This is a genomic window from Streptomyces sp. Root1304 (assembly GCF_001426405.1).
Classification (GTDB): Bacteria; Actinomycetota; Actinomycetes; order Streptomycetales; family Streptomycetaceae; genus Streptomyces.
Genome location: NZ_LMEP01000012.1, coordinates 1,229,730 through 1,242,241, shown reverse-complemented (window position 1 = coordinate 1,242,241; position 12,512 = coordinate 1,229,730). Strand labels below are relative to the sequence as shown.

At 74.9% G+C, this 12,512-nt stretch carries 11 protein-coding genes; 9 read left to right on the top strand and 2 right to left on the bottom strand.

Going from position 1 to position 12,512, the window contains the following annotated elements; all coding sequences use genetic code 11:
- Positions 1 to 52: 52 nt before the first annotated feature.
- Positions 53 to 1,588 carry an aldehyde dehydrogenase (NADP(+)) gene (locus ASD33_RS18410; protein ID WP_277922090.1) on the bottom strand — a complete coding sequence of 512 codons (1,536 nt, stop codon included), beginning with the start codon at positions 1,586 to 1,588 and terminating at the stop codon, positions 53 to 55.
- A 200-nt stretch (positions 1,589 to 1,788) separates the two neighbouring features.
- Here ASD33_RS18410 and ASD33_RS18405 point away from each other — a divergent pair, with 200 nt between their 5' ends.
- Entirely contained in the window at positions 1,789 to 2,559 is a 771-nt protein-coding gene (locus ASD33_RS18405; protein WP_056561150.1) for an IclR family transcriptional regulator, read from the top strand.
- An 8-nt stretch (positions 2,560 to 2,567) separates the two neighbouring features.
- Here ASD33_RS18405 and ASD33_RS18400 read toward each other — a convergent pair whose 3' ends face one another.
- On the bottom strand, positions 2,568 to 3,065 hold the full coding sequence (locus ASD33_RS18400) for a cupin domain-containing protein (protein ID WP_056561598.1): 498 nt from the start codon (positions 3,063 to 3,065) through the stop codon (positions 2,568 to 2,570).
- A gap of 174 nt (positions 3,066 to 3,239) precedes the next feature.
- Here ASD33_RS18400 and ASD33_RS18395 point away from each other — a divergent pair, with 174 nt between their 5' ends.
- From ASD33_RS18395 to ASD33_RS18360, 8 genes are all read left to right on the top strand, one after another.
- Entirely contained in the window at positions 3,240 to 4,238 is a 999-nt protein-coding gene (locus ASD33_RS18395; RefSeq protein ID WP_056561147.1) for a hypothetical protein, read from the top strand.
- Positions 4,235 to 5,476, top strand: coding sequence for a histidine kinase (locus tag ASD33_RS18390; RefSeq protein ID WP_056561144.1), 1,242 nt, complete (start codon positions 4,235 to 4,237; stop codon positions 5,474 to 5,476). The genes ASD33_RS18395 and ASD33_RS18390 overlap by 4 nt, the downstream gene beginning before the upstream one ends.
- Before the next feature lie 35 nt (positions 5,477 to 5,511).
- Positions 5,512 to 6,159, top strand: coding sequence for a response regulator transcription factor (locus tag ASD33_RS18385; protein WP_079044860.1), 648 nt, complete (start codon positions 5,512 to 5,514; stop codon positions 6,157 to 6,159).
- Positions 6,160 to 6,304: 145 nt separating this feature from the next.
- Positions 6,305 to 7,753 (top strand): penicillin-binding protein 2, encoded by a 1,449-nt coding sequence (locus ASD33_RS18380; RefSeq protein WP_056561141.1) that lies wholly within the window; start codon positions 6,305 to 6,307, stop codon positions 7,751 to 7,753.
- A gap of 284 nt (positions 7,754 to 8,037) precedes the next feature.
- The gene (locus ASD33_RS18375; protein ID WP_056561593.1) at positions 8,038 to 8,430 is read left to right on the top strand and encodes a hypothetical protein; all 393 of its coding nucleotides are present in this window, start codon (positions 8,038 to 8,040) and stop codon (positions 8,428 to 8,430) included.
- Positions 8,431 to 8,536: 106 nt separating this feature from the next.
- Positions 8,537 to 8,953 carry a RidA family protein gene (locus tag ASD33_RS18370; protein WP_056561138.1) on the top strand — a complete coding sequence of 139 codons (417 nt, stop codon included), beginning with the start codon at positions 8,537 to 8,539 and terminating at the stop codon, positions 8,951 to 8,953.
- 158 nt (positions 8,954 to 9,111) lie between these two features.
- Positions 9,112 to 10,347 (top strand): MFS transporter, encoded by a 1,236-nt coding sequence (locus ASD33_RS18365; protein WP_079044836.1) that lies wholly within the window; start codon positions 9,112 to 9,114, stop codon positions 10,345 to 10,347.
- Positions 10,344 to 12,410 (top strand): SpoIIE family protein phosphatase, encoded by a 2,067-nt coding sequence (locus ASD33_RS18360; protein WP_056561133.1) that lies wholly within the window; start codon positions 10,344 to 10,346, stop codon positions 12,408 to 12,410. Before ASD33_RS18365 ends, ASD33_RS18360 begins: the two co-directional genes overlap by 4 nt.
- The last annotated feature ends 102 nt before the right edge of the window (positions 12,411 to 12,512 follow it).

Sequence of the window (12,512 nt, the reverse complement as noted above, 5' to 3'; positions counted from 1 at the left end):
TGTCCGGAGGACGGAGCCGGCGGGGCTCCCCGGACACGCCCGGGAGCCGGACTCAGCGGCGGGGCAGGCCCAGCGGGTTGTCGTCGCGGAGCTCCGGCGGGAGGAGCCGGGCGGGGGTCGACTGGTACGTGACCGGGCGCAGCCAGCGCTCGATCGCGGTGGCGCCCACCGAGGTGGAGGTGGAGGTGGTCGCCGGGTAGGGGCCGCCGTGGTGCTGGGCGGCGGCGACGGCGACGCCGGTGGGCCAGCCGTTGACGAGGACGCGGCCCGCGAGCGGGGTGAGTGCGGCGAGCAGCGGCGCCGCGTCCCCGTCCTCGGACGCGTCGGCGATGTGCAGGGTGGCGGTGAGGTTGCCGGGCAGCCCGGCGAGGACCTCGGTGATCTGCGCCGGGGAGTCGTAGCGGGCGACGACGGTGACCGGGCCGAAGCACTCCTCCAGGAGGAGGTGGTGGTCGTTCCCGCCGTCGGCTCCGGCTTCGCCCCGGCCTTCGCCGGCGGTGAGCCGTGCGGCGTCGACGGTGAGGACGCCCGCGCCGACCGTGTGGGCGTCGCCCGCGCCGGGGGCGACGGGGGTGCCCACTCCGGCGAGCGCGGCGCGTGCGGTGACCCCGGCGACGAAGGCCTCGCGCATCCGGTGGTCGAGCAGGACGGCGGGGCCGGTCGCGGAGACCCCGGCGGCCAGGGCGTCGAGGAAGCGGTCGCCCGCCTCGCCCGAGGGGGCCAGGACGAAACCGGGCTTGGTGCAGAACTGGCCCGCGCCCAGGGTCATGGAGCCGGCGAGTCCGGCGCCGATCTCCTCGGCGCGCTCCTCGACGGCGGCCGGGGTGAGCACGACCGGGTTGAGGGAGCCGAGTTCGCCGTGGAAGGGGATCGGGGCGGGCCGGGCGGCGGCCGCGTCGAAGAGCGCCCGCCCGCCGCGTACCGAACCGGTGAAGCCGGCCGCCGCGACGAGCGGATGGCGGACGAGCCGTACGCCCGCGTCGAAGCCGTGCACGAGGACCACGACGTCCTCGGGGAGACCGGCCTTGGCGGCGGCCCGGCGCAGCAGCCCGGCGCAGAGTTCGGAGGTCGCCGGGTGGTCCGGGTGGGCCTTGATCACCACGGGGCAGCCGGCCGCGAGGGCGCTCGCGGTGTCGCCGCCGGGGACGGAGAAGGCGAGCGGGAAGTTGCTCGCGGCGTAGACGGCGACGACGCCCAGCGGGATCTTCCAGCGGCGCATGTCGGGCCGGGGCGGGGTGGCGCCGGGGTCGGGCAGGTCGATCCGGATGTCGAGGAAGGAACCCTCCTCGACCACCTCGGCGAAGGCGCGCAACTGCGCGGTGGTGCGGGCGAGTTCGCCGGTGAGCCGGACCGGCCCGAGGGCCGTCTCGGCGTCGGCGGTCGCCACGATCTGTTCGCGCGCCCCGTCGAGGAGGTCGGCCGCGGTACGGAGGAAGGCGGCCCGCACGGTCCGGTCGGCGAGGCTCTCGCGGACCTCGTGGGCGGCCCGTACGGACCGGTCGACGTCCTCGGCCGTGGCCTCCACCGCGACCTGTTCGCGCGGCTTCCCCGTCCGGGGGTCCACACTCCACACTGGTTCTGCCGCCACCGCCACGCCCCTGTTCGCTATTCTGAACGTTGTTCCCGTAGATGAACGCATCTTCACGGGACTCTAGGGACGGCGCGACCGTCTCCACAAGGGGCCCGTTCGGCCAGGTGGCCACGGGACGACCATGGGGGCGAGCGGGCGGCCGGACACGGGGACGACCGGACCACCGGCCGACCGGACGACGAAAAGGGGCGAGGGACATGGCGACTGCCGACGCGGGCGGAGCGCAGGTGAAGTCCGCGGTGCGGACCGTGGAGCTGCTCGAGTACTTCGCCGGGCGCCCCGGGATGCACTCGCTCGCCGCCGTCCAGGAGGCCGTCGGCTACCCCAAGTCCAGCCTGTACATGCTGCTGCGCACCCTCGTCGAGCTGGGCTGGGTGGAGACCGACGCGACCGGCACCCGGTACGGCATCGGCGTGCGGGCGCTGCTCGTCGGCACCTCGTACATCGACGGCGACGAGGTCGTGGCCGCCTCCCGGCCCACCCTGGACCGGCTCTCCGACGACACCACCGAGACCATCCACCTGGCGCGGCTCGACGGCACCAACGTGGTCTATCTGGCGACCCGCCAGTCCCAGCACTACCTGCGGCCGTTCACCCGGGTCGGGCGCCGGCTGCCCGCGCACTCGACCTCGCTCGGCAAGGCGCTGCTCGCCACCCACACCGACGAGCAGGTGCGCAAGCTGCTCCCGGAGACCCTTCCGGCGCTGACCGAGCACACGATCACCGACCGCGAGGAGCTCATCGAGGAACTGCGGGCCATCCGCGATCAGGGCCTCTCGGTGGACCGCGAGGAGAACACTCTGGGGCTGCGCTGCTTCGGCGTCGCGATCCCCTACCGGACCCCGGCGCGGGACGCCATCAGCTGCTCGGTGCCGGTGGCCCGGCTGACCCCGGCCCACGAGCAGATGATCAAGGACGCGCTCTTCGACGCGCGGGACCGGCTGACGCTGGCGACCCGCCGTCTCTGATCACCCGATCACGCGCGGTCGGCGAGGGCCTTCTGCCAGACCGGGCTGTCCACGTAGTGGTTGTCGTACCGCTCCGAGGAGGCCTTGATCTCCTCGAAGCTCGCCTCGCCCCGCATGACCCGGCCCAGCAGGCGCAGGTAGTCGAAGCGGGCCATGCCCGGCGTGAAGACGAAGAGGACGTCGGCCTCGGCGCCGGGCGCCGCCGCGAAGGCGTGCGGGGTGTGCGGCGGGACGAGCAGGAAGTCGCCCTGCTCCAGGACGGTCAGCTCCTCGTCCACCAGGACCTGGAGCGAGCCGCCGAGGACGAAGAACATCTCCGAGGCCCTGGTGTGGAAGTGCGCCGGGGCGCCGACCGCGCCCTTCGCGAAGGAGGACCGGTAGCTGGTGAGCTGTCCGCCGGTGGTGCCGGAGTCCGCGAGGAGGGTCATCACGCTGCTGGGGTCGGCCGTGGTCTCGGCGGTGGCGGCGCGGGTGAGGAGCGGGGCGAAGGTGTCGGTCTCGTTCATGAGCACCACTCTAGAGAGCCATTGACCCCCGCCACAGGGTCAATCGATCATCCGGATCATGGGTCAATCCAGGTCGGGGCGACGGCAGGGAGGAGGGCGCCTCCCCCGTGCGGCGGAGGCGGTTCACCGCTCGGCAGGAGGTGGCGGGCGGGGACCTCGCGGGAGCGTGGAGCCATGACACAGACCGCGCCTCCCACGGCCCCGGCGCCCGCCCTCCCCGGCCACCGCCCGAGCCCCGCCCGCCGGGCGCTGCGCGCCCTCGCGATCGTCGCCTGCCTCCCGTACATCTCGCTCAAGGTCGTCTGGGTGGCCGGCGGCGAGCTGGGCATCCCGGCCGGGAGCGCGCTCCTGGAGCGCCGGCAGCTGATGGCCGTCGCCAACTCGGTCTCGGTGCTCGCGGACGTCCTCGTCGTCGTCCTCGCCCTGCTGCTCACCCAGGCCTGGGGCAGACGGTTCCCCGCCTGGCTGCTCGCCCTCCCCATGTGGGCGGCGACCGGACTGCTCACCCCGATCATGACCGGCTACCCGGCGCAGCTCGCGGTCGCCCTGGTCACCGGCGACGAGAAGGCCGCCGCACCGGCCGAACCCTTCCTGGACGACTGGGTCTTCGGCGTCGTCTACGGCGGCTTCATCCTCCAGGGCCTCGCCCTCGGCACCCTCTTCTTCCTGTACGCCCGGGACCGCTGGGGCGGGCTGTGGCGGGGCCGGCTGGGCGAGCTGTCCGCCCGTACGTCCGGGGCCGGCGCGCGGGCCCTCGCCGTGGCCGGCTCGGTGCTCGCCCTGGGCCCCGCCGCCCTCCATCTGCTGTGGACGGCCGGTTCGACCACGGGTCTGTCCGCCCGGCGCATCGCCGAACGCGACGCCGACTTCTACGTCCTAGAGGCCGAACGGCTCGGATTCCTCGCCGTCGCCGTCGTGTTCACCCTCTTCCTGGTACTGCGCCGGCCCGCCCGGCTCCGGGTCCGCACCACGCTCGCCCTGGCCTGGACGGGCTCGGCCGCCGTCGGCTGCTGGGGCGCCTACATGTCGCTCGTCGCGCTGCTGCCGGAGACGGATCCGAGCAAGCAGGTCCCCGGGCTCGTACAGCTGTCCTACGCTGGCGACATGATCACCGGGTTCCTGCTGGCCGCGTGCGTGGCGCTGTTCCTGCGGCGGCGGAGCGCCGGGGCGTGAGACGGTGCGCGGTCGCCCTGCTGGGTCAGCGGGCCCGGCGCCGCTGGCTCCATCTGATCGTGGGCGGCGCCCTGTTCATGCCGTACTGGATGGTCGGCACCCTGGTCGTGGGGCCGCTGCTCGACAGCGGCGGGATGTTCTCCGGCAGTGCCGGGGTGCAGTTCGGGGCGTACGGGGTGGCGCTGCCGCTCGTCGCGGTGACCGCGCTGTTCCCGCTGGCCCGGCCGATGTCGGTGGCGGCGGCGCGGGCGCTCTGCGGGGTGCCAGCCGACCGGTTCGCGGACGGCCCGGCGCGGGGCCGGGAGGCGAGGACCCGGACGGCCGCCTGGTTCACCCTGCACCTGGGCGCGGGGGCGCTGGTCAGCGGGGCCTCGCTGGCCCTGCCGCCGTTCGCGGTGGCGGTGCTCGCGCTGCCGTTCTCGCCCTCGCTGCGGGAGTCGGAGCTCGGCGGCTTCTGGGGTCTCGACCGGGCCGGGTGGGTCTGGGCGGCCTTCCCCGCGGGACTTCTGATGCTGCTCGCGCTCCTCGTCGCGGTCGCCGCGACCGGGGCGCTGCTGGCCCGGCAGGCGCCCCGGCTGCTCGGGCCGAGCCCGGCGGACCGGCTCGCGGCGGCCGAGCGGCGCGCGGCGGAGGCCGAGTCCCGCAACCGGCTGGCCCGGGAGCTGCACGACTCGGTCGGTCACGCGCTGAGCGCGGTCACCCTCCAGGCGGGCGCGGCCCGCCGGGTCCTGGACGGCGGGGCCGGGGCGGACCTGGAGTTCGTCCGGGAGGCGCTGACCGCGATCGAGGAGACCACCCGGCGCACGGTCGGCGAGCTGGACGGGGTGCTCGGTCTGCTGCGGCGCGGCGAAGGGGCCGAGGAGGGCGTCGGCCCGGGGCTCGACGCCCTGGACGCCCTGGTGCGGGGGGCGGGGCCGCGGGTGGCGCTGACCGTGACCGGCGACCTCGGCCCCGTACCGGAGACGCTGTCGCGGGAGGCGTACCGGATCGTCCAGGAAGGGCTGACGAACGCGGCCCGGCACGCGGGCGGCGCGCCCGTCACCGTACGGCTCGACGCCCGTACCGAGGAGTTGGAGATCAGCGTGGAGAACCCCCTGCCCGACCGTCCCCCGGCCACCCGGCCCGACGGCGGGCGCGGCCTGCGCGGGATCGCCGAGCGGGCCCGCCTGCTCGGCGGCACCGCCGGGGCGGGCCCGGCCGGCGGCGTGTGGCGCCTCACGGCGAGGATCCCCCGGTGAGCGGGCGGACGGACGCGCCGACGGACGCTCCGGTGATCCGGGTGGTCGTCGCCGACGACGAGCGGATGGTGCGGACGGCCCTGCGGGTCATCCTGGACGCGGAGCCCGACCTGCGGGTCGTGGGAGAGGCGTCCACCGGCGCCGAGGCGGTGTCGGTGGTGCGGGCCGAGCGGCCGGACGTCGTCCTGATGGACGTGCGGATGCCGGAGATCGACGGCATCCGGGCCACCGAGCAGATCCTCGCGGGGACGGCGGAGCCTCCGAGGATCGTGGTGGTGACCACCTTCGAGAACGACGCCTACGTGTACGACGCGCTGCGCGTCGGCGCGGCCGGCTTCCTGCTGAAGCGGGCGGCGGCCGAGGAGCTGGTGGGCGCGGTCCGGCTGGTCGCCCGGAGCGATTCGCTGCTCTACCCGGCGGCGGTCCGCGGCCTGGCCGCCGAGCACGCCCGCCACCGGGCCCCGGCGGCGCCCCCGTGGGTGGGCCGGCTCACCGAGCGGGAGGCGGAGGTGCTGCGCCTGGTGGCGACGGGCCTGACGAACGCGGAGATCGCGGGCCGGATGGGCGTGGGCGCGGCGACGGTCAAGACGCACGTGGCGGCGGTCCTGGCGAAATCGGGCGCCAGGGACCGCACCCAGGCGGTGATCCTCGCGTACGAGTCGGGATTCGTGCGCGCGGGGTGAGGGAGCGGGCGGTCGTGGGGGGGAGCGGGCGGGTCGTGCGGGCGGGCGGGTTCGCGCGGGGTTCCCGCCGCCCGGATGAGGATCCGCTGAGAAACCGGACACATCCGGAACGTCCGCCACCGGTCCGTTCGTCCCCAGAAGTGCGATGAACAAGACGATCAGGCACACGTCGGTCTTCGTCCTGGTCCTGGTGCTCGCCCTCCTCGGGCGGGCCACCTGGGTGCAGGCGTACGAAGGCAAGGCGCTCGCGGACGACCAGAAGAACCGGCGGAAGACCATCGCGCAGTACGCGCAGCCGCTCGGGAACATCGTCGTGGCCGGCTCGCCGGTCACCGGCTCGGAGAGGACGGAGGGAACGGACCTCGTGTACGAGCGCACGTACACGGACGGCGAGCTGTACGCGGCGGTCACCGGCTACAGCTCGCAGGCCTACGGCGCGACCCAGCTGGAGGGCATCTACTCCGGCGTCCTGGACGGCACCGACGACCGGCTGAAGAACCCGGTCGACGCCGTCACCCGCAAGCAGCAGGAACCGGGCACGGTCGTCACCACGATCGACCCGGACGTACAGAAGGCCGCCTACCGGGCGCTCGGGAAGAAGAAGGGCGCGGCCGTCGCCGTCGACCCGGCCACCGGCCGGATCCTCGCCCTCGCCTCCACCCCGTCCTACGACCCGTCGAAGATCACCGGCACCTCGGACGGCGCCGCCTGGCAGGCGCTGCTCGCCGACGAGGACAAGCCGCTGGTCAACCGGGCGCTGCGGCAGCCGCTGCCGCCCGGCTCCACCTTCAAGCTGGTCGTCGCGGCGGCGGCCCTGGAGGACGGGCTGTACGGCTCCGTGGACACGGCGACGAAGAGCCCCAACCCGTACACCCTGCCGGGCACCCGGACCGTGCTGCCGAACGAGAACGCGTCCGCGCCCTGCGAGAACGCCACGATCCGCACCGCGCTCCGCTACTCCTGCAACAACGTCTTCGCGAAGATCGCCGCCGACCTGGGGCAGGACAAGGTGAAGGCGACGGCGGAGAAGTTCGGATTCAACGACGCCGAACTGGACGTGCCGGTCCGCGCCTACCCGAGCGTGTACCCCTCCGGCATGGACAAGGCGCAGACCGCGCTGACCGGCATCGGCCAGTTCGACGTGACCGCCACCCCGCTCCAGATGGCCATGGTGTCGGCGGCCATCGCCAACGACGGCGTCCTCGCCGCCCCGCACATGGTGTCGGAGGTCGTCGACTCCGACGGCGACCCGCTCACCTCCTTCGCGGACGGGGACGGGAAGCGGATCGTCTCCTCCTCGACGGCGGAGCAGCTGCGCAGCGCGATGCGGACGGTCGTGGAGGAGGGCACGGGCAGCAACGCGGCCGTCGCCGGGGCCGAGGTCGGCGGCAAGACGGGTACCGCGCAGCACGGCGAGAACAACAGCAAGACGCCGTACGCCTGGTTCACCTCGTACGCGAAGGACCCCTCGACCGGGAAGCAGGTCGCCGTCGCGGTGTTGATCGAGGACTCGGGCGCGGCCCGCTCCGAGGTGAGCGGCAACGGCCTGGCGGCGCCGGTGGCGCAGAAGATGATGGCGGCGGCGCTGAAGTGAGGCGGGTGAGCCGGGGTGGGGCACGGCGCCGGAATGAGGCGGGGTGGGGCACGGCGCCGGGGTGAGGCGGGGTGGGGCACGGCGCCGGGGTGAGGCGGGGTGGGGCGCGGCGCCGGGGTGAGGCGGGCCTGAAGTGACGCGGCCCGGGCCCCGATTGGCCGTCGGGGCCCGTCACGCGATATGCAGGGTCACGCTCGTGTCGATCACGCATTCGAGCCACTGAACCTGCTCTCACCTCGCGGAGGACCGCCGTGCGCCTGCCCCGTTCCCTCTCCGGCTGGACCATGGCGGTCTTCGGGGTGCTCGCCGCCTCGCTGGGGGTCGTCGGCCTGGTCGTCCCGGACGCGCTGATCACCGTGATGGGCTTCGAGCCGGTGCCCGACGGCGCACGCGCGGACGGCGACCACACCCTCGTCTTCCTCACGGCCTCCTCGATGGCCGCGCTGAACATGGGCGTCTACTACGTGGGCGCCGCGCTCGCCGACTGGAAGGCCTTCTTCCGCTGGACGGTCCCCTTCCGTCTGCTCACCTGCGCGGTCTTCACCCTCGCGGTCGTCACCGGCCGCGCCCCGGCCGGCTTCCTGGGCGTGGGTCTGTGGGAGGGACTCGGCGCGGTGGTGACGGGGGCGGCGCTGCTGTACGAGAAGCGGACGGCCGTCACGTCACCGGCCGCGTGACGGCCGTCGCGGCCCACCCGGCGGCCCGCCCGACCGACCGCCCGCTCGCCCGCTCGGGGCGAAAACCGGGTGCGCCGCGACGGCCGGGGCCACCAGACTCGCGCGCATGACCGACAGGATCACGCGCATCAACCCCGCCGAGCTGCACCCGACCCCCGGATACCACCACATCACCGTCGTGGAGGCCGGCCGCACCGCGTACCTGGCCGGGCAGTGCCCGCTCGACCCCTCGGGGACGCTGGTGGGGCCGGGCGATCTCGACGCCCAGATCGACCGCGTGGTGGCCAACGCGCTCGTCGCCCTGGAAGCGGTGGGCGCCCGTCCCGAGCACGTCGTCCGCTCGGTGGTCTACGTGGTCGGCGACGAGGGCAACGTGCTGGGCGCCGTCTGGCGACGACTGGCCGAATCGGCCCTCGGCCCGGCGCTGACCACCGCGAGCACGCTGCTCGGAGTGACCAGGCTCGGGTTCTCGGGCCAGCTGGTCGAGGTCGACCTGACGGCGGCGCTGCCGGGCACGCCTTAGGGCGCGTCGCGGGCCAGGCGGGACTTTCCGGACACGACCTGAGGAGCGTCCGGGCCGGGTGACGGCGGCCCGGTCCCCTGACTACGGACGGGTTCCCTTGATCCACTAGGGCAACCGACCGATCCGCCCGTCCCTCCTCAGAGGCCAGCCTGTGGCCCATGCGCTGGTATCTGACAGGTGTCGTCGTGTCCGGGTTCGGAACGACGGCGATGTGGCTGGTCTCCGGAATCTGGGTGAAGTCCCTGACGGGGTCCGACAGTCTGGCGGCTCTGGCCGCCTTCGCCCTCTGGGCCCCGGTCCTCCTCGGACCGCTGCTCGGCACGCTCGCCGACCGGGTGCGGCGGCGGCCGCTCCTGGTCGTGCTCGACCTGGGGATGGCGGCTCTGCTCCCGCTGCTCCTGTGGGTGGATGCGGCGGACCGGGTGTGGCTGCTCTTCGCGGTGCTCGTGCTGTACGGGGCGCAGGGCGCCGTCCACGAGGCAGCGGAGCAGGCCCTCGTCGCCACCGTCCTGGACGGGGGACGGCTCGGCACCCTCAACGGGCTGCGGATGACCGCCAACGAGTCGACGAAGCTGATCGCCCCCCTGGTCGCCGCGGGGCTCTTCGCCCGGTACGGGGGCGGGCCCGTCGCCCTCCTCGACGCGGCGAGCTTCGCGCTCGCGGCGGGCGTGTTCGCGCTGATGCGGGTGGAGGAGCCCCGCCCCGCCCGGTCCGCGCCCCGGAACTGGTGGCGGGAGACCGGCGAGGGCGTACGGCTGCTGCGGGCCTCGCCCGTCCTGCGGCCACTCGTCGCGACGGGCGGGTTCACCATGCTGCTCGCCGGGGTGAACGGCGCGGCCATCTACGCCGTCGTGGACCGGGGCCTCGGCCACTCCCCCGCGTACGCCGGTGTGCTCTACGCCGTCCAGGGCGCCGGCTCGGTCCTCGCCGGCCTGGTCACCGGCCCGCTGCTCCGCCGTATGCCGGAGCGGACGCTCGCGGCCGTCGGTCTCGCGCTGTTCGCGCTCGCGGTGGGCGTACGGGCGCTGCCCCACGGGCCGACGGCCCTGGCGGCGAGCGCGGTGATCGGCCTGGGCCTGCCGTGGGTCCTCGTCGCGGTGATGACGGCGGTGCAGAAGGCGGCACCGCCGGAGGCACTGGGCCGGGTGGCGGCCACCGCGAACGCCCTGGTCCTCGCGCCGAACGCGCTGGCCCTCGCCCTGGGCGCGGGCCTGGTCGCCCTGGTCGACGTCCGCGTCCTGCTGCCGCTGCTCGCCGTGGCCGGGCTGGCCTGGGCGGCGGGCCTCGCGGTGCGGGGCGGCGGGAGCCCGGCACCGACGGTTCGCGGTGCGGTGGGCCCGGGGGGCGGGGAGCATGGAAGCAAGCGTGGGCACGGCGGGAGGAGGGCAGTGTGACGGCCGGTTCCTTCCCGGGGACGACTGGGCGGGCAGGTGTGCCCCTGGACGGCACGGGGCTCCTCGACGTGCTCGGGGTCGCCGCCGTCGTCGTCGACGCCCAGGGCCGGATCGTGCTGTGGAGCCCGCAGGCCGAGGCCCTCTTCGGCTTCGCGGCCGAGGAGGCCCTGGGCCGGTACGTGGCCCGGCTGATCGTCGGCGCGGAGCACCGGGAGGAGGCGATGCGCCTCTTCGGCGAGGTGCTGCGCGAGGGCACGGCCTGGGCGGGCACCTTCCCCGTACGGCACAAGGACGGCACCGTCCGGCAGGTGGAGTTCCGCAACATGCGGCTCACCGACGACCTGGGCGGCCTGTACGCGCTGGGGATCGCCGCCGACCGGGCCGCCGTCGAACGGGTCGAGACCGAGCTCGCCCTCTCCGACCGGCTCGTCTCCCAGTCCCCGATCGGCCTCGCCGTCCTGGACACCGAGCTGCGCTACGTCCTGGTGAACCCGGCCCTGGAGCGGATCAACGGCGTGCCCGCCGCGCTGCACGTCGGCCGCCGGATCGGCGACATGCTGCCCCGCGTCGACGCCACCGCCCTGGAGGCCGCGCTGCGCACCGTCCTGGCCACCGGGACCCCGCTGCTCGACCATCCCGTCATCGGCAGGACCCCGGCGGACCCGGACCGCGACCGCGCCTGGTCGCTGTCCTTCTACCGTCTGGAGGGCGCCGAGGACCGGGTCCTGGGCGTCGCGGCCTCCGTGATCGACGTGACCGAGCGGCACCGGGCGGACGCGGAGGCCAACCGGTCCCGGCGCCGGCTCGCGCTCATCGCGGAGGCCTCGGCCCGGGTCGGCACGACCCTGGAGGTGGAACGCACGGCCGACGAGCTGGCCTCGGTGGTGGTGCCGACGCTCGCGGACATCGCGGCGGTCGACGTCCTCGACTCCGTCCTGACCCTCCGCAGGCCGGGCGCCCCCGAGGAGGGCCCCGAACTGTTCCGGGCGCTCGCGGTGAAGGCCTCCGGCCGCACGGAGGCGCTGCCGGCGGCGGACCCGCCCGGGGAGGTCGCGATGTACGGGGCCGACCGGCTCGTCACCCGGTGTGTGCACACCGGCCTGCCGGTCCTGGTGCAGCACGTCGACCCCGGCGACCTGGCCCGGATCGCCCGCAGCCCCGAGGCGGCTGAACTCCTCGCCCGCGCGGGCGTGCACTCCTACCTCGCCGTGCCGCTGATCGCGCGCGGCGAGGTCCTCGGCGCGCTCGACCTCAAGCGGGACCGCAACGCGCTCCCCTTCGACGGCGACGACGTCCTGCTCGCCACCGAACTGGCCTCCCGGGCGGCCGTGAGCATCGACAACGCGCGCTGGTACCAGAGCGTCCGGAACTCGGCGGTGACCCTCCAGCGCAGTCTGCTGCCGGGCGCGCCCCCGGAGCGGGCCGGACTGGAGGTGGCGGCCCGCTATCAGCCGGCGCAGGCGTCGAGCGAGGTCGGCGGCGACTGGTACGACGTGATCCCGCTGCCCGACGACAAGACGGCGCTGGTCGTCGGGGACGTGATGGGCAGCGGCATCGACGCCGCGGCGACGATGGGCCGGCTGCGGACCGCGACCTGCGCGTTCGCGGACCTCGATCTGTCACCCGCCCAGGTCCTGAAGCACCTGGACCGGATCACGGAGGGCCTGGAGCACTACATCGCGACCTGTCTCTTCGCGGTGCACGACCCGGTCCACGGCCGGTGCCGGATCGCGAACGCGGGCCATCTCCCTCCCGTACGGGTCCCCGCGCACGGGCCGGCCGAGCTGGTGGACGTACCGCCGGGGGTGCCCCTGGGGGTGGGCGGCGGGACGTTCCGTACGACCCGGGTGCCGTTCGAGCCCGGGGACCGGCTGGTGCTCTACACGGACGGTCTGATCGAGACCCGTCACGACGCGATCGACGAGCGCCTCGCCCTGCTGGTGGGCCTCCTCGACGAGGCGCGCGGCCCTCTCGAGGAGACCTGCGACCACCTGCTCAGAGCGCTGCGGCGGCCGGGCGCGGCGGACGACGTGGCGCTGCTCATCGCCCGGAGCACGGGATGACGTCCCGGGACCGCGCCCGGGACCGGGGCGGAGGACGGCGACGGGGCTCGCCGCCGACGGCGTCGGGTACGGCCCGGGCAGCGGGTTCCGGTCCCCGTGAGC